This is a genomic window from Alcanivorax sp. NBRC 102024 (assembly GCF_001602235.1).
Classification (GTDB): domain Bacteria; phylum Pseudomonadota; class Gammaproteobacteria; order Pseudomonadales; family Alcanivoracaceae; genus Alcanivorax.
In genome coordinates this window covers 1-16,702 of sequence record NZ_BDAS01000003.1, presented here as the reverse complement: position 1 = coordinate 16,702, position 16,702 = coordinate 1, and the positions used below count along the sequence as shown (strand labels likewise).

The 16,702-nt window shown below is 59.2% G+C and carries 16 protein-coding genes; 9 read left to right on the top strand and 7 right to left on the bottom strand.

Features of this window, described 5'->3' with window-relative positions; genetic code table 11:
* Nucleotides 1-40: 40 nt before the first annotated feature.
* The 6 genes from A0251_RS06375 to A0251_RS06350 form a co-directional block, all read right to left on the bottom strand.
* The gene (locus tag A0251_RS06375) at nucleotides 41-523 is read right to left on the bottom strand and encodes a DUF4442 domain-containing protein (protein WP_062816032.1); all 483 of its coding nucleotides are present in this window, start codon (nucleotides 521-523) and stop codon (nucleotides 41-43) included.
* Complete coding sequence (locus A0251_RS06370; protein ID WP_062816031.1) at nucleotides 516-3,080, bottom strand: DUF349 domain-containing protein; 2,565 nt, start codon at nucleotides 3,078-3,080, stop codon at nucleotides 516-518. The genes A0251_RS06375 and A0251_RS06370 overlap by 8 nt, the downstream gene beginning before the upstream one ends.
* Before the next feature lie 63 nt (nucleotides 3,081-3,143).
* Nucleotides 3,144-4,034: an acyltransferase gene (locus tag A0251_RS06365; RefSeq protein WP_062816030.1), complete on the bottom strand. Its 891-nt coding sequence runs from the start codon at nucleotides 4,032-4,034 to the stop codon at nucleotides 3,144-3,146.
* 170 nt (nucleotides 4,035-4,204) lie between these two features.
* Nucleotides 4,205-4,867: a TIGR04211 family SH3 domain-containing protein gene (locus tag A0251_RS06360; protein WP_062816323.1), complete on the bottom strand. Its 663-nt coding sequence runs from the start codon at nucleotides 4,865-4,867 to the stop codon at nucleotides 4,205-4,207.
* A 132-nt stretch (nucleotides 4,868-4,999) separates the two neighbouring features.
* Entirely contained in the window at nucleotides 5,000-5,299 is a 300-nt protein-coding gene (locus tag A0251_RS06355) for a YciI family protein (protein ID WP_062816029.1), read from the bottom strand.
* Nucleotides 5,300-5,322: 23 nt separating this feature from the next.
* Nucleotides 5,323-6,057, bottom strand: coding sequence for a VC0807 family protein (locus tag A0251_RS06350; RefSeq protein WP_062816028.1), 735 nt, complete (start codon nucleotides 6,055-6,057; stop codon nucleotides 5,323-5,325).
* Between the two features lie 193 nt (nucleotides 6,058-6,250).
* On the opposite strand from A0251_RS06350, the gene A0251_RS06345 reads away from it, so the two are divergent.
* From A0251_RS06345 to rluB, 6 genes are all read left to right on the top strand, one after another.
* On the top strand, nucleotides 6,251-7,084 hold the full coding sequence (locus A0251_RS06345) for a PHP domain-containing protein (RefSeq protein ID WP_255357613.1): 834 nt from the start codon (nucleotides 6,251-6,253) through the stop codon (nucleotides 7,082-7,084).
* An 87-nt stretch (nucleotides 7,085-7,171) separates the two neighbouring features.
* Nucleotides 7,172-7,795, top strand: coding sequence for an L-threonylcarbamoyladenylate synthase (locus A0251_RS06340; RefSeq protein ID WP_062816026.1), 624 nt, complete (start codon nucleotides 7,172-7,174; stop codon nucleotides 7,793-7,795).
* Between the two features lie 154 nt (nucleotides 7,796-7,949).
* The gene (locus tag A0251_RS06335; RefSeq protein ID WP_082810788.1) at nucleotides 7,950-9,164 is read left to right on the top strand and encodes a tryptophan--tRNA ligase; all 1,215 of its coding nucleotides are present in this window, start codon (nucleotides 7,950-7,952) and stop codon (nucleotides 9,162-9,164) included.
* Between the two features lie 28 nt (nucleotides 9,165-9,192).
* Nucleotides 9,193-10,131 (top strand): ScpA family protein, encoded by a 939-nt coding sequence (locus tag A0251_RS06330; RefSeq protein WP_062816024.1) that lies wholly within the window; start codon nucleotides 9,193-9,195, stop codon nucleotides 10,129-10,131.
* 2 nt (nucleotides 10,132-10,133) lie between these two features.
* A complete protein-coding gene (gene scpB, locus A0251_RS06325) occupies nucleotides 10,134-11,063 on the top strand; it encodes an SMC-Scp complex subunit ScpB (protein ID WP_062816023.1) in 930 nt (309 codons plus the stop codon).
* Nucleotides 11,056-11,901, top strand: coding sequence for a 23S rRNA pseudouridine(2605) synthase RluB (gene rluB / locus A0251_RS06320; protein ID WP_062816022.1), 846 nt, complete (start codon nucleotides 11,056-11,058; stop codon nucleotides 11,899-11,901). Before scpB ends, rluB begins: the two co-directional genes overlap by 8 nt.
* Nucleotides 11,902-11,997: 96 nt before the next feature.
* Here the strand turns inward: rluB and A0251_RS06315 are convergent, their stop codons facing one another.
* A complete protein-coding gene (locus tag A0251_RS06315) occupies nucleotides 11,998-12,714 on the bottom strand; it encodes a 16S rRNA (uracil(1498)-N(3))-methyltransferase (RefSeq protein ID WP_062816021.1) in 717 nt (238 codons plus the stop codon).
* Nucleotides 12,715-12,977: 263 nt separating this feature from the next.
* On the opposite strand from A0251_RS06315, the gene A0251_RS06310 reads away from it, so the two are divergent.
* The 3 genes from A0251_RS06310 (at nucleotide 12,978) to A0251_RS06300 (ending at nucleotide 16,528) form a co-directional block, all read left to right on the top strand.
* Entirely contained in the window at nucleotides 12,978-13,820 is an 843-nt protein-coding gene (locus A0251_RS06310) for a MoxR family ATPase (protein WP_062816020.1), read from the top strand.
* An 18-nt stretch (nucleotides 13,821-13,838) separates the two neighbouring features.
* On the top strand, nucleotides 13,839-15,017 hold the full coding sequence (locus A0251_RS06305) for a VWA domain-containing protein (RefSeq protein WP_062816019.1): 1,179 nt from the start codon (nucleotides 13,839-13,841) through the stop codon (nucleotides 15,015-15,017).
* A gap of 290 nt (nucleotides 15,018-15,307) precedes the next feature.
* Nucleotides 15,308-16,528 (top strand): hypothetical protein, encoded by a 1,221-nt coding sequence (locus tag A0251_RS06300; protein WP_062816018.1) that lies wholly within the window; start codon nucleotides 15,308-15,310, stop codon nucleotides 16,526-16,528.
* Nucleotides 16,529-16,702 lie beyond the last annotated feature (174 nt).

Here is a 16,702-nt window from a genome sequence, read left to right as displayed (position 1 = left end):
CCCGATGGAGGAGCCTGGGAAGCGGGACCGGTTGATGTCTTCAGTGCCGGGATTTTCTGCGGATATAAAGCGTTTTGTTGACGGTGGCCACCGTCTCACCCTGATCGTTAACGATGGTCACCGGCCAACAGGGCAGGTACTTGCTGCCATCCGCCGTCGCTTGGCGGATATCATCCAGCATGGCATCCGTGAGCTGGAAGTGCGCATGGACCCGTCCTGTGCCCGGTTTGATGAAATCAATCTCTGCGGCCTTGTCCCAGACGATATAGTCACGACCCAGCACGTTCATCACCATGAGCATGTAGAACGGGTCCACCATAGAATAAAGGCTGCCGCCAAAATGGGTGCCCACGTAGTTGCGGTTGTACCAGCGCAAGCCCATGGACACCTTCAATTCGCGGAAATCCTCAGCCAGATAATCCACCCGCACTCCAGCTCCGAGATACGGGCCGTACAAGTTGAGAAACCAGCGTATTCCTCTGGGGGTGCTGGCGAATCGGGTGAGGAAGTTGGCCTTACTCACTGCCGGGCTCCAGAACAGCCAGCGCCTGCAGAAGGCGGTTACGTACTGCGGTAGAAACGGCCTGGTCGTGGGCGTCAAGCAGGCGGCCCATCTCCTCCAGGGCGGCAAACTCCTGCTGCTTCATGGCTGACGGCAATTTCTCCAGTTGCCATTGCAGGCGTCGCTGGCGTTCAGCTTCCGGGCTGGGTACCCCGGCCAGTGCTTCGAAGGCCACCGCCAGTGTGAGGGCGGTTTCGTCACTCTCATTGGTGTCGGCAAGGCTCTCTACCTTCTCTTGCAGTGCCTGCCAGTGTTTCCATTCAGAGAGACGATCAAGTCTTTCCCGGGCGCGGCGTCGAAGTTGCTGGGCCTGGCGATTCAGTGATTGGGGCAGGGCAGCGCTGTGGAATTGCTCAACAGCGCGTAGTGCGTCCTTCAGGTCGTCGGCGCCATCTGTCGAGAAAGGGGCATCCAGGCTGTTTTGCAGGCGCTCAACGGCACTCTGTGCCTCCTGTGAACGGGCCTCCTGTTCTGCCTTACGCTCGGCGTGCTGACGATTGCGCTCCGCAAACAGGCCATCCATGATTTTCTTGAACTGCTTTTGCCCGGCACGGTGCTGAGCCGGTGGCAGCCATGGCGTGTCTCGCCATTGTTTCTGCAGTTGCTGGGCCTGGCGGGTAGCTTCACCCACATCGGTCTGCTCGGTCAGCGCTGTCGCCTGGTTGATCAGGGTTTGCCGGGCCGCTTCCGCCTGTTCCACATAGTCTTTCAACTTGTCATCCAGGTCAGAAAGGATGGCGGAGAAGCGTTTCTGCACCTCCCGGGCATCGGTGAACCGCACCGGCTGGATGGCCTTCCAGTCCTTCGGTGCCTGTTGGCGGATTTGCCAGATGCCTTGCCAGTCTGCCCGGCTCCAGTCCTGGGCACTGATAAAATGCTCCAGCTGTTCGCAAAGCTGGCGGCGCTTTTCCAGATTCTGCTGGCGCAGTGCGTCCTGTTCGGCGAAATGGGCCTTGCAGGGCTCATAGGCACGATCGGAGGCGGCCTTGAACCGGTCCCAGAGGGCCTGGTCCTCATCCTGATCAGAACTCATCAGGGCCCGCCATTCGTCATGAAGCGCCTGGATGGCCGATGCCAGTTGCGGGGCATCCATGGCGCTGTCGGCAATGGCTTCCATGGATTCACACAGCGAGACTTTCTTGGGCTCAGCAGCAAACCGGTGCCAGTCCTGCAGTTCGGCGCGTCGGGATTCCAGCTTCTTCAGCTGGTTGGCCAGCGCCGGATCATCGCCTTCCTCGACAATGGCCTGGGCCTTGTGCCAGAGACGATTGGCATGGCGCAGGTTGCCTTCACGGAGTTCCCGTTTCAGGGCAACCAGCAGCCCTTGATGGGGACTGGCCGTCGGCCGGCCGGGAGCGGAAGCGGGCTTCTCTTCGCGGGGTTCTGTTGCCAGTGCACTCAGCAAGGGCGGCTTGGGATATCCCGTCGGCCACTGTTCTGCCAGGCTGCGCAGGCGAGCGGGATCATCCCGGGCGTCGAGAATCTCCGTAGCCAGGCTCAACATGCGCTCGAAAGCGCTCACCAGGTCGTCGAAGGCCTGCCGGTCATTGTCAGGCGCTGGCGCTTGCTCATTGGCGCTGTCCCAGCGCCGTTTCTGGGTGGCCAGGGCAGAGCGCAATTCGCCGAGTTGGGCTTCCCAGGCCTGCGGTTCGCTGTGGCTGAGGAGTTGATACAGGTTGTGAGCGGCGGCCTCGCGCTCTGCACGGGCGGTATCTGCCAATGCCTGGCGATGGGTTTCTTCCTGCAGGGTCGCCAGTTGATGGCGGCAGTGCTGCAGGGCCTGTTGCACCCGCTCGGCCAGGTCCGGTGTCGCCCGGTTACGGCTTTCCTGCCACTGTTGCTCAAATTGTTCCAGGCGCGGGCCATACAGCGCATCCACTGAACGGCGGGCATGTTGTTCCAGTCGATCGGCCAGTTGGACCACCCGTGCGGATTCGGCTTCTTCCAGCTGGATTTTTTCCTGCAACGCCCTGGCTTGTTCCCTGGCCAGCCGGGTCACGCGTTTATCGCGGCCTTCGCGGCTCAGACGCTTGAGCAGGGACAGGCTGCGCAGTTGCTGGGCAGCCTCCAGACGCAGGGTTTCTGTCTTGCTCTCCAGCGCCAGTTCGAACAGCAGGCTGTCATCGTCCAGGCGCTCGATGGCGGCCTGTTGGCACATTTCGTCGGGGCTGTTGCGGGCAATATAGGCCAGAGCGTCCCGGTTGCCGGTGAGGCGGATCAATCGCAACCGGGTTTCACTGTTGGGAGCGCCTTCGGCGGTGCCGGCCAGTAACGCCATGATGCGTAGTGAGGCGGCCTCGCGCACGGAGGGTTCCTCATCACGCTGATGGATTTCATCCAGCAGGGAAAAATCGGTAATCCGGCCACTGGCAGCGGCTCGCACCAGGGAATTGGAATCCCCCCGGGCGAGGCGGGCCAGGGTGGCCTCGTCATCACTGGGGGAAAGTTGCTCGACGGCCTTCAGCCGTATATCGGGATTGGCGTGCTGCCAGCGTGGTTTCAGAAATCGGCCAAACATAATGTCTCGCCCGGGTGCTTCCCGGGTCCCTGTTTTTTGTGGGCCGATATGCCGAACTCTGGCTTATCGGTCCATTTTCGAAGTCAGTAAGACATCCTTTTCCGCCCAGAGCTCGCCAATCCATTGCTGGAATCGGGCGCGGAATTCCGGGTCCGATTCATAGTCGCCTTCCGAGGCCCAGGCAGGAATAACACGCTGTTGAACGATCACGTCGATGTCGTTCATGGCGCCGCCGAGAAAAGCCAGCAGAGAGCGAGGAGCCTCCGGGGGGTAAATAATGGTCACATCAAGCAAATTTCGCAAATGTCCTGACATGGCATTGAGGGTAAAGGCGGCGCCGCCGGCCTTGGGTTTGAGCAGGTGTTTATAGGGGGATTGTTGCTTGGCGTGTTTTTCCGCGTCGAAGCGGGTGCCTTCAAAAAAGTTCATCACCGAGGTGGGAAAGTAGGCAAATTTCTCGCAGGCCTTGCGGGTGGTTTCCAGGTCCTTGCCCTTCAGCGACGGGTTCTTTTCAATTTCCGCCTTGCTGAAGCGCTTCATAAAGGGGAAGTCCAGCGCCCACCAGGCCAGTCCCAGCAGGGGGACCTTGATCAGTTCCTGCTTGAGGAAAAACTTCAGGAACGGAATACGGCGGTTGGAAATGCGCTGCAGCACGAGAATATCGGCCCAGGACTGGTGGTTGCAGGTGACCAGGTACCATTGATCCCGGTCCAGGCTCTCCATGCCAGTGATGTTCCATTTCACCTGACTGGTCAGGCCGATAATGGCGTTATTGATGCCGATCCAGGTTTCGGCGATGAACACGAGGATTTTGGACAACACCACCTGGGCTTTTTCCCCGCGCAGGACCAGGCGCAGCAGGGCAAAAAAGTAAAGCGGCAGGCAGAGAAGCAGGGTGTTGACCAGGATGCCCAGCAGGGCCAGGGCGCCACGAATCTTGTGCCAGAGAGTCATAACTGTCGTCATCAATATCAGGGTAAACACGCATGCTACCCAAAGGCTGTGGGCATGTCCCGTGTCCGTTTCGGTCATTTTTGCCGAAAATACAGGGTGTTGGACCGTTTATGCATAAAAAAGGCCATGCGGGTATGGCATGGCCTTTATCAGGATTGCGGGGGCAGGGGTCAGTTGGCCCAACCACTATTGCGACGGCGCCCGGAACGGGAGCGCATGATCATGCCGGCAATCAGGCCAAGCAGCAGAATGCCGACCCCGGTGATCCATTGCTGGGAGGTATTGTTGTTGCGGAGCATCACATTCTCGCCCTTGACCTGATCCAGCTCGGATCGAAGCAGGCTCAGCTCCTCGTTGAGGCGACGGTTGGCCTGGTCCAGGCGGATCGGATCCGAGGCCACGTCCTGCAGTTGCTCCAGTTCATTACTGCGGGCGCTGAGGGCATTCTTCAGTTCGGATGACTGTTCGGAAAGGGCCTGGTGCTGACCTTTTAGCTCTGCCAGCTGGGTCCGCAGTTTGGCCGCTTCCGCCTTGGCCTGTTCGCTGGCCTGATTGGCCCGTTCCAGCAGGATCTCGGCGGTGGGGGTCTGGCTCAGGTATTGCTTGCCGATGTAGCCTTCTATGTCCTTGTAGCGGATCTTCGCCCAGTCCCCGTCAAAACCGAGAAACTCAATGCGGGTACCGCTCTTGATACCCCGGTGCAGGATTCGTCCAGCCGGGTTGGCGGATGAGCGAATGGGCACATAAATACTGTCATCCACCCAGGCAGTCGAGGCAACCGCCGTATGGCTGGCTACCATTATTGCCAGGAAACAAACCAGTCTTGCGAGCATGGGGGTCATTACTCCTTCGTATCAGGCCGCGCAGTCTAAAGAAGTCATCAGGGTTGCGGCGCTACCATAATCACATTTCGCGCTGTGGGCCGTGGTGTCTTTGTAAAAAATGGCAATCTGCCCGCCATCAGCTCAGGGCAGCACCTTCTTGAACGGTTTTACCGTGACGCCGGCATACACACCGGCAGCAATGTAGGGGTCCGCATCAGCCCATTGCTGGGCCGCTTCCAGGGACGGGAATTCGGCCACGACCAGCGATCCGGTAAAACCGGCGTCGCCGGGATCGTTACTGTCGATGGCCGGGTGCGGGCCGGCGAGAATAAGCCGCCCTTGTTCTTTCAGGCTTTCCAGGCGGGCCAGGTGGTCCGCCCGGGCCTGTTTGCGCAAGGGAAGGGAATTGGCCACATCCTCACTGATAATCGCGTACAGCATGGTTTCGCTCTTTCGTTTGGGGGTTAGCGGTGGTGTGCGGCCATGATCTCTTCCAGCTTCAGGCCGGTGAGTTTGCCGATGCGGCGAAACAGAAAGACCATGGCAAGGATCAGTACAATCATGGAAGGCAAGACAATAACCGGGTAACTCAGAGCTGTCATCTTGCCGAGTTCAGCGTTGAAGGCTTCGGTGCCGGGAGGGCTGGTCAGTATCAGCATGGCCAGGAAGTAATTCAGCACCGAGGACAGAAAAAACGAGGCTGCCACCATCCAGGAGGCCTGTTTCAGGGTTTGCTCGAAGGCGGACACGCTATTGTTCTCGGCCAGTCGGGACGCAATTTTCTCGGTATCGAGCACCTTGTCGTTGTAGAGGAACGTTTTCACCAATGGCCAACGCGTGCGCAGGGATACAATCGTCGCAAAACCCAGCAGCGCCGGAATGGCTGCTTCCTTGATCGCAATGTATTTGGCGTCCAGCTCCATCAGGCTGATGCCACCGGTCAGCAGAATGCTGATAATGCCGAGCCCGGAGAAAAAATTGGCCCTGCCGGTCTTGAGAAAGTCCCGCAGGCCATAGAGCAGGGGGAATGCCAATGCGACCACAATGGCCCATTTGGTGCCCAGCCAGTCGTCCCCGGAGAGTTTCGCCAGGATCAGGGCAGGAATGATGATGTTGATCAGCAGATTGGCCAGCAGGCTTTCCTGTTTCGCCGGCGCAGTGGGTTTGCGGGTCTGTTCGGGGGTATCGCTGTCGGTCATTGCTGATTCCGTTTGATCGATGGGGGTGGCCTGGCGCCGTTAAAAATGCCGGTAACGGGGACAAAAATGCTACCCTGCGCCTTGGCCCAGTGATCCGCCGACCTTTCCGGGCCATTTGGCGGATTTGGCGTCATAGCAGAAACATCAAGAACCCTGAGAGGATCTGGCTATCTCCTGTAAGCATACAATCGACTTGCACAGTCACAGCACGGCGTCCGACGGTATTCTAAGCCCTGCAGCGCTGGTGTCGAGGGCTGCAGACTACGGAGTGACCTGCCTGGCTCTGACCGACCACGATACTCTGGCAGGACTGCCGGAGGCGGATGAGGCTGCTCGCCAGCATGGCATCAGGCTGGTGAACGGGATCGAGCTGTCCGTGCGACACGAAAACCGTGAGTATCATGTGTTGGGGCTATGGCTGGATACCGATTGCGCCCAGCTGCAGGAAAGGGTGGCTGCCCAGCAGGCCGCACGGGTCAATCGTGCCCGGGAGATAGGCCGTCGTCTGGACCGGGCTGCCACGCTGGCCAATAGCTATGAACGCACCTGCGAGCTGGCAGGCACCGATGCCCCGGGTCGCCCCTTGTTTGCCCGGTTTCTGGAAGAGGCGGGCAGGGTGCGCAACCAGCGACATGCCTTTAACCGTTACCTCAAGCAGGGCCAATCCGCGTTTGTGGCAACGCCCTGGTGTTCGCTGCATGAGGCCATTGCGGATATCCATGCCGCAGGAGGCTCGGCGGTGCTGGCCCACCCGCAAGCCTATGGCATGACCCGCAAGAAACTGCGCCAGTTTCTTGCCAGCTTCAAGGAAGCCGGCGGCGATGGACTGGAAGTCGCCATGCCGGGACTGTCCCCGCAACAGACCGCGTTGCTGGATGAGTGCTGGCAGCACTTTGATTTGCAGGTGTCCGCCGGGTCGGATTTTCACTCGCCAGAGCAGAAATGGCTGGCCCTGGGGCGATTGCCGCCGGTGCCGAAGGGGGCCAGGCCGGTGTGGGAAGGGCGACAGATATCAATTCATGGTTAATAGTGAATGACTTTAAAAACAATCCACTATTGGCTTTTTTTGATGTTAATTATTAACTATTAATTATTCATTATTAATTGCTTCTTTATGACCGAAATCCTCTATATCCATCCTGAAACACCCCAGCCTCGCCTTATCCGGCAAGCTGTGGATGTGATTCGCAACGGCGGGCTGATCGCCTACCCGACGGATACCACCTATGCACTGGGCTGTGGCATCGGTGAAAAAAATGCCCTGGATCGGCTGATCCGCATGCGGCAGCTGGACAAGAAGCACCAGTTCACCCTGTTGTGTCATGACCTGTCCGCGCTGGCCATCTATGCCAAGGTGGAAAACCCAGATTACCGTTTGCTCAAGTCCCACACGCCGGGCCCCTATACCTTCATTCTCAAGGGTACCACCGAGGTGCCACGGCGGCTGATGGACCCGAAGAAGCGCAATATCGGTATCCGGGTGCCGGATCATCCCATCTGCCAGGCGTTGCTGGCCGAGCATGGCGAGCCGATCATGACCTCGACCTGCCATCTGCCCAATGATGAATTTCCTCTCACCGATCCCCAGGATGTCCGTGATTTCCTGCAGGGGCAGGTGGACCTGGTCATTGACGGGGGCTTCTGTGGTGTCACCGAAACCACCGTCATCTCGCTGGCCGATGGCGATGGCCCCGAAGTGGTGCGTGAAGGGGCAGGGCCGGTGGACAGTATTTACTGATCTCCGCCGCGACTGGTTATCTTTTGCCCGGACTGCCGCAAAGAGCCCGCTTGCCACTGTCCCTGATGGCCCGGTTCACCGTATAATCCCGGGCTTTCCTCCGTGCCTTGCCAATGGCAGCGCACGGATCGTCGGGTTTGTTAAGGAGTAGGCTTTGAGTTCCGTGGTTCCCTCCCAGCGAGTTGTTTCAGGCATGCGCGCCACCGGCCGTCTGCATCTGGGTCATTACCATGGCGTGCTGAAGAACTGGGCGCGTCTGCAGCACGAGTACGAGTGCTTTTTCTTCGTGGCAGACTGGCACGGACTCACCACCGAATACGAAAATCCGCACAAGATCGAACAACACGTCTGGGATCTGGTGATCGACTGGCTGGCCGCCGGTGTGAACCCCGGTTCCGCCACCCTGTTTATCCAGAGTCAGGTACCGGAGCACGCAGAGTTGCATCTGTTGCTGTCCATGATGACGCCCCTGTCCTGGCTGGAACGGGTGCCTACCTATAAAGATCAGCAGGAAAAGCTGCGCGAGAAAGACCTCAGCACCTATGGGTTTCTGGGCTATCCGCTGCTGCAATCCGCCGACATTCTGGCTTACCGGGCCGGTCAGGTACCGGTCGGTGCTGATCAGGTGGCCCATGTGGAGCTCACGCGGGAAGTGGCGCGCCGTTTCAATCACCTCTATGGCCGTGAGCCGGGCTTCGAGGAAGCCGTGGATGCCGCCATCAAGAAAATGGGCAAGAAACAGGCAAAGGTCTACCTGACCCACCGTCGTCAGTACCAGGAAAAAGGCGATGAAGCCTCCCTGGAAACCGCCCGCGCCCTGGTGGAAAGCCAGCAGAATATCACCCTGGGTGACAAGGAACGGTTGATGGGCGATCTGGAGGGTGGCGGCAAGGTGATCCTGCCGGAACCCCAGGCCCTGCTGACACCGGCCTCCAAGATGCCCGGCCTGGATGGGCAGAAAATGTCCAAGTCCTACGGCAACTTCATCACCATGCGTGAGGAAGAGGCGGATATCGACAGCAAGATTCGTCGCATGCCGACCGACCCGGCCCGGGTTCGCCGTACCGACCCGGGCAACCCGGATAACTGCCCGGTATGGCAGTTCCATATGGTCTATTCCGATGACAACACCCGTCAGTGGGTGAAAGAGGGCTGCACCAGTGCCGGCATCGGTTGTCTGGACTGCAAGAAGCCGGTCATCGAAGCGGTTCAGGAAGAGCTGGAACCGATCCGCAAGCGCGCCGAAGAACACCTGCGCAACCCGGATCTGGTCCGCACCCTGGTCGCTGAAGGTTGCGAAGAAGCCCGCGAGGCTGCCCGCGCCACCCTGGAAGAAGTCCGTGCCGCCATGGGGCTCAATTACCGCTGAGGCGCAGCTGCGCACTCGGGAGAGAGACATGACTGAACCGGCAGAACCCACAGCTACACCCGTCATGAAGCCGCTGCATCCCAGCCAGGCTGAGATGCCGTTTGGCCTGATGTATGGCAAGGCGATCACCAAGCTGCCGGACGATCTGTACATTCCGCCGGATGCACTGGAAGTCTTCCTGGAAGCGTTCGAAGGCCCGCTGGATCTGCTGCTGTACCTGATCAAGCGCCAGAACCTGGACATTCTCGATATTCCCGTCTCCACCATTACCACCCAGTACATGGAATACGTGGAGCTGATGAAGGCGATGAACTTCGAGCTTGCGGCGGAATACCTGGTGATGGCGGCCATGCTCGGTGAGATCAAGTCACGGATGCTGCTGCCCCGTCAGAAGGATGACGAGGAGGATGAAGAGCACGACCCGCGGGCTGAGCTGATTCGTCGTCTGCAGGAATACGAGCGTTTCAAGCAGGCAGCAGAGGACATTGACGAGCTGCCAAGGCTGGAAAGGGATATCTTCCCCGCCGAAGCAAAGCGCCCGGAGTTTACCCGCGAAAAGGCGCAGCCGGACGTGGATATGCGCGAGCTGCTGTTGGCCCTGAAAGAGGTGATGCACCGGGCGGACATGTTCGAAAGCCACCAGGTGTCCCGCGAGAAGCTGTCGACCCGGGAGCGGATGGCCAACGTCCTGGACAAACTCAAGGGCCGCGATTTTGTGCCTTTCGTGGAGTTGTTTAACCCGGAAGAAGGGCGCCTGGGTGTGGTGGTCACATTCCTGGCCACCCTGGAGCTGGTTAAAGGCAGCCTGATCGAACTGGTGCAAAACGGGCCTTTTGCCCCGATTCATGTGAAGGCGAAGACCCTGGTGCTGGAAGAATCCGACGTGCTGGCTCAACTGGAACTGGAAGACGAACCCGATGACGGCGTGGATGATGAAACCGATGCCCATGACGGAACCAAGGGGTAAGCGTGGAAGCTGAGCAGATAAAAAAAATTATTGAGGCCGCCATCTTGGTGGCGGAAGGCCCGCTGGACCGGGATGCCATCCTGTCCCTGTTTGACGAGGAGGATCGTCCCAGCAAGCAGGATCTGGGTAAATACCTGGAAGATATCGATGCGGCCTATGCAGACCGCGGCATCTTTCTGAAGGAAGTGGCCTCCGGTTTCCGTTTTCAGGCTCGCCCGGAACTGGGCCAGTGGGTCAGCCGGCTGTGGCAGGAGAAGCCGCCGCGTTACAGTCGGGCGATTCTGGAAACCCTGGCACTGATTGCCTATCGCCAACCCATTACCCGTGGCGAAATCGAAGAAATTCGTGGTGTTTTGGTAAGCTCGCATATCGTCAAGAGTTTGCTGGAGCGAAACTGGGTACGCGTGGTGGGCCACCGGGATGTACCGGGCCGGCCGGCCATGTTTGCCACCACCAAACACTTTCTCGACTACTTTGACCTGAAGAGCCTGGAAGACCTGCCCCCGCTGTCAGAGATTCGCGATCTGGACAAGATCAACGAGGAGCTGTCCCTCAGCGATGTACCTCCCGCCAATGCGGGCCCCGGAGATATGGACGAGGCGCCGGAAGGGGAGGACGGCCATGGCATGCTGGAAGACGAACGCGAAGCCCGGCTGCCGGGCGATCAGGAGGCTTTCCCGGGGCTCGAGCAGGAACCGGAAATTGACGACGCCACCCTGATGAGCATGGACAAGGTGGATTCGGTGCTGAGCAGCTTTGAGCAGGAGTTCCGCCGCAAACCGTCTGTCGACAGGGATGATTCGGAGAGCCCGGCTGAAGATGCTGCGGCCGACCAGGCAGAACCGGCTGACAATGCCCCCGATAATGACGCTGACGGCACCGATGCCGCTGCGAACGAGAATGCAGAGGACAGCCAGACCCGTCATGAGTGAGACTGAAAAATTGCAGAAAGTGCTGGCGCGAGCCGGCCTTGGTTCCCGTCGGGAGCTGGAAAAATGGATTGCCGATGGCCGGGTTTCGGTGAACGGCACAGTGGCAACCCTGGGTGACAGGGTTGGCAATGACGACACCCTACGTGTGGATGGCAGGATTATTAAAGTGAAGCCGGAAGAAGACATTGTTCAGCGCGTGATCATGTACCATAAGCCACCCGGCGAAGTGTGTTCGCGCAACGATCCGGAAGGACGCCCCACGGTGTTTGATAATCTGCCACGCCTGCAGGGCATGCGCTGGGTGCAGGTAGGGCGTCTGGACATCAATACCACCGGGCTGCTGCTGTTCACCACCGACGGGGAGTTGGCGCATCGCCTGATGCACCCGTCCAATGGCTTCGTCCGTGAGTACGCAGTGCGCGTCCGTGGCGGCATGACCCCGGAAAAGCGCCAGGCCATGCTCGATGGCGTGTTGCTCGAAGATGGTGTGTCCAAATTCGACAGTATCGAAGATGCCGGCGGCGCGGAAGAGGGCGCCAACCACTGGTACAAGGTGACGCTGACCGGGGGTAAATACCGGGAAGTGCGCCGTCTGTTCCAGTCCCAGGATCTGGATGTGGCCCGATTGATGCGAATTCGCTTTGGCGATCTGACACTGCCGCCACAGCTGCGCCAGGGCCGCTGGATGGAACTGGAAGCCGAGCAAATCCAGGCCCTGATCGGCAAGGTGGAGCTGAAGGGCAAGAAATACACCGGCCTCTACGGCCGTGCCCGCCTGCGCCATCAGCGTACCGGCAGCAAACCGCCCCGCAAGGCCCGCGGCCCTTACCGCCGTTAAGTTGCACCTGTAGGAGCGCCTCTCGAGGCGCGAATCGCCGAATTGTGCCAATCGGGGTTCGCGCCTCACACCCGCAGAGCACAGTGAGCGGCGCTCCTACGGCAGCCTCATCAAGCGTCCGACCAGCGCGGGCAGCGCAGTCTCCACTCTGAGAATTCGCGTCCCGAAGCTGTGGCAGGCAAATCCCTGCCGCTGCAGCATTTCCACTTCGTAGTCAGTCCAGCCACCCTCCGGGCCGATGGCCAGAGTGACAGGCTCACTCAGATCACAGGGCATGGCCGGGAAGTCGCCGGGATGGGCAAGCAGGCGCCGGCCGGGCCCGGCCCAGCGGTCCAGCTCATCTTCCACGAAGGGTTTGAAACGCGGCGCGAGAATAAGGTCGGGTAGGGACGTGTCCCGGGCCTGTTCCAGCCCGAGCAGCATCTTTTCCCGCAGCAGGCCGGCCTTCAGATTCGGGGTTTGCCAGTAGCTCTTGTCCACCTTCCAGCTATTGATCAGCACAATACGTTTGATGCCCAGACTGGTGGCGTCGATCAGGATGCGTTTGAGCATCTTTGGCCGGGGCAGGGCCAGCAAAAGGGAAAGCGATGGGGCAGGGGTCGAATGAGACTCTACATTAAATAAAATCGTTATCTCATTGTTTTTAATTGACTCTACCCGTGCCAATCCCACGCCGCCATCGAGAATTCCGGCCCGGAAAGTGTCTCCCTCTGCCAACCCCAGAATATCGCGCACATGACGACCCTGGCGCTCGTCCAGGCACCAGAGATTGTCGTGAAGATATTGATGAGGGTGTAGCAGCAGCAGGTTCATGGGGCGGATTATGGCACAGCCTGGGCGCTAATCCGCCCTCAATTCCTCACCGCATAGTGACGTAAATCGCTGTTTACTTGGCTGTTCTCGCCCTTTGCGGGTGGTGGCAGCCTTGCTAAATTGCCCCTCTGTCATATCGCCTGCAGGCCGGATCCTGCGTTGAAAGGGGATTGGCCTGCTGGTAACTGGCGACGTCTTCGGGGCGCTGGTAGAGTGTGCCGCCCGTTCACCCGTTCGATTAACTGTTTAGTGTGGAGAGTTTCATGCAGTTTCAGGGTACTGGCCAATATGTGGCCACCGACGACCTGAAAATGGCCGTTAACGCAGCGATCGCCCTCAAGCGCCCGTTGCTGATCAAGGGTGAGCCGGGTACCGGCAAGACCCTGTTGGCAGAACAGGTGGCCGAGTCCCTGGGCCTGCCGCTGCTGTCCTGGAATATCAAATCCACCACCAAGGCCCAGCAGGGCCTGTACGAGTACGATGCGGTGTCGCGCCTGCGTGACTCCCAGCTCGGCGCCGAAGGGGTGGAAGATGTGTCCAACTACCTGAAAAAAGGCAAGCTGTGGGAAGCCTTTACCCATGACGGCCAGGTGGTGCTGCTGATCGATGAGATCGACAAGGCCGACATCGAGTTCCCCAACGACCTGCTGCAGGAACTGGATCGCATGGAGTTCTTCGTCTACGAGACCGGGGAAACCATCCGCGCCGAGCAGCGCCCGATCGTGATCATCACCTCCAACAACGAGAAAGAGCTGCCCGACGCCTTCCTGCGTCGCTGTTTCTTCCATTACATCAATTTCCCCGATGCCCAGACCATGCAGGCCATCGTGGATGTGCATTTCCCGGAGATCAAAAAGAACCTGGTCACCGAGGCCCTGGAAATCTTCTTCGATCTGCGCAAGGTGCCCGGGCTGAAGAAGAAGCCGTCCACCAGTGAGCTGATCGATTGGCTCAAGCTACTCATGGCCGACGATATTCCGGCGGATATCCTGCGTAGCCGGGATACCAAGAGTGCCGTGCCGCCGCTTTATGGCGCGTTGCTGAAAAACGAGTCGGACGTCCAGCTGCTTGAGCGCCTGGCGTTCATGAACCGTCGCGAAAGCTAACCGCAGCGCTGACTGATTATGCTGATTGGTTTCTTCGAAAATCTGCGCCGCTACCGGGTCCCGGTGACCCTGCGTGAGCTGCTGGACCTCTTTGATGCCCTCCAGGCCCATGTGGCCTTCGGTTCTGTTGAGGATTTCTACTTGCTCAGCCGGGCGGTGATGGTCAAGGACGAAAAGTTCTATGACCGCTTCGATCAGGCCTTTGCCAATTACTTCGAAGGGCTGGAAAACCTGGAGCCGGACTGGCTCAACAAGGTGATTCCGGATGAGTGGCTGCGCAAGGAGCTGGAGAAGAACCTCAGCCCGGAAGAGTTCGAGAAACTCAAGGGCCTGGGTAGCCTGGAAAAAATCATGGACGAGCTGCGCAAGCGGCTCGAAGAGCAGGAAAAACGGCACCAGGGCGGCAACAAGTGGGTCGGTACCGGTGGCACCAGCCCGTTTGGCGGCTACGGCGCCAACCCTGAGGGCGTGCGCATGGTCGGCCCGTCCCGCAACAAGCGGGCGGTGAAAGTTTGGGAAAAGCGGGAATTCCGCAACCTGGACGATTCCGTGGAACTGGGCACGCGCAACATCAAGCTGGCCCTGCGTCGTTTGCGCAAGTTTGCCCGCACCGGGCGCGAAGAAGAGCTGGATATGGATGACACCATCCGCTCCACTGCGCGCAATGCGGGTCTGCTCGACATCAAGATGCGTCCGCAGAAGGAAAACCGGGTCAAAGTGCTGATCTTCTTTGATGTGGGCGGCTCCATGGACCCCTATATCAAACTCTGCGAAGAGCTGTTCTCCGCCGCCCGGCTGGAGTTCAAGCACATGGAGTATTTCTACTTCCACAACTTCATTTATGAATATGTGTGGAAGGACAACCGCCGTCGCTGGGACGAGAAGATTTCCACCTGGGACGTGCTGCACAAGTACGGCAGCGACTACAAGGTGATTTTTGTCGGCGATGCGGCCATGAGTCCCTACGAAGTCAATTCCGTGGGCGGTAGCGTGGAGCACTGGAACGAGGAGGCCGGGGCCGTCTGGTTCCAGCGCGTCATGGAAACCTACGAGAAAGTGGCCTGGCTCAACCCGGAACCGGAGCGGGCCTGGCAGATGACCACCTCCACCCAATGGATCAAGCAGCTCAGTGAACACAAGATGTACCCGCTCACCATCGAAGGCCTGGAAAAGGCCATGCGTTATTTGAGCAAGTAATAGACCGCTGACAGAAAACTGCCTGTCGTCGCCCCGACATCGTCGGGTTCAGCGACAGGCAGGTTCCTTGACGACCCACCCCGCAAAAACCTGCATTCCATCCGTCCGCCCAGAACAAGATTTTGCCGAAATAAACATTTCGTCTAGTAGCGAACCGCGATTGAGATCCGTATCCTCCGCGCCTTTCGTGTTTTACCGCCCCGGACAGCCCACAAGGCACGGAAGCCCGGGACGTTGAAGCAAAACATTGAACGCCCACCGTGATCCGGTGGACTTCAGGAGAGATTGTCATGTCCAGGGTGCGAACCACCATCTGGACGACGGCTTTCAGCAGTAGCGCTCTGGTCTCGGCGGGCCTTTGCGCGGATACCACTGAAGCTGAAATCCGTCGTCTGCAACAGGAGCTGAATCAGCTCAAGGCCAGCCTCAGCCAGGATGCGCCAACCCGTCCCCGGTCCAATGATCCGCAGTGGCCCAGCTTCGCCGTCTTCGGCAAGGTCAGCGTGGACGCCATCTACGATGACAAGAATGCGGGCCTCAACGATCTGTTGATCCCCAGCACCATCCCTGCCGGCGACACCCACCAGCAAAACGTTGAGCTTCACGGAAAAAACAGCCAGCTTGGCGTGCGGATAGGAGAGGGCGGTGGTGCCCAAGCCGTGTTTGCCATGGATCTGTTCGGTAGCGTTGACGGTTATGAATTGCGGGTGCGCGATTTCTATTTCGAATACGGTGCCCTGCGTGCCGGCTATGGTTATACCGCCTTGCTGGACGGCACCGCCTGGCCGCTGACCCTGGATTCCCAGGGGCCAAACAGTGCCATCTTTGCCCGTCAGACAGGGGTGCGTTGGCAGGGCGAGCATCTCACCCTGGCGCTGGAAGATCCCAATCCGGAAGTGTATGACCCGGAGAATCTGAGCAGTGCCAGCGGTCGCCGCCCCGATGTCATCGCCGCCTGGACCCAGCCCCATGGACGCGGCCATGGACGAGTAGGGCTAGTGCACCGGGAAATCGGGGTGGAATTCGCCGATGGAGACCAGCAATTTGCCAGTGCTACCGGGGGTGTAGTCAGTGGCACACTGGCCCTGGGTGACACGGTCACGTTACTTGCCAGCGCCAGCTACGGCGAGGCCATGGCCCATTACTACAATGACCTGTCCGGCTTCGGCGATGGGGGCATGGATGGCTATGTCTTTGCTGACAGGGGACTGGAGCCGCTACTGGCCCAGGGCGGATATCTGGCCGGGCAATGGCGGTTCCGACCGGACTGGACTCTGGCTCTGGTCGGCGGAGAGATCACCCTGGAAAACGATAGGGATCTGCCGGCGGATGCCATGCGCCGCACTCGCTACGGCACGGTTAGCCTGGTTCGCCAACACGACGACCATCTCAGTTACGGGGCCGAGTTCGCCTACGGCATGCGAGACAATCAGGCAGGGGATCGCAGCGAAGCGCCACGGCTGCAGCTGAATCTGACCTACCGGTTTGAGCACAACCGCAACAATGGATAAGGAGATGCCAACCATTGCGTTCTGACAGTGTCAGATCTGCAAACCGGGATAAACGCGTATGGGCCACGCCATGGACGGCGGCACAGCTTGCAGCAACGATTAACGATCCAGCATGCGAGGGGGCAATGCTTTCAGACCAATTGTGATACTGGTTATTCCTCTATTTAACATAAT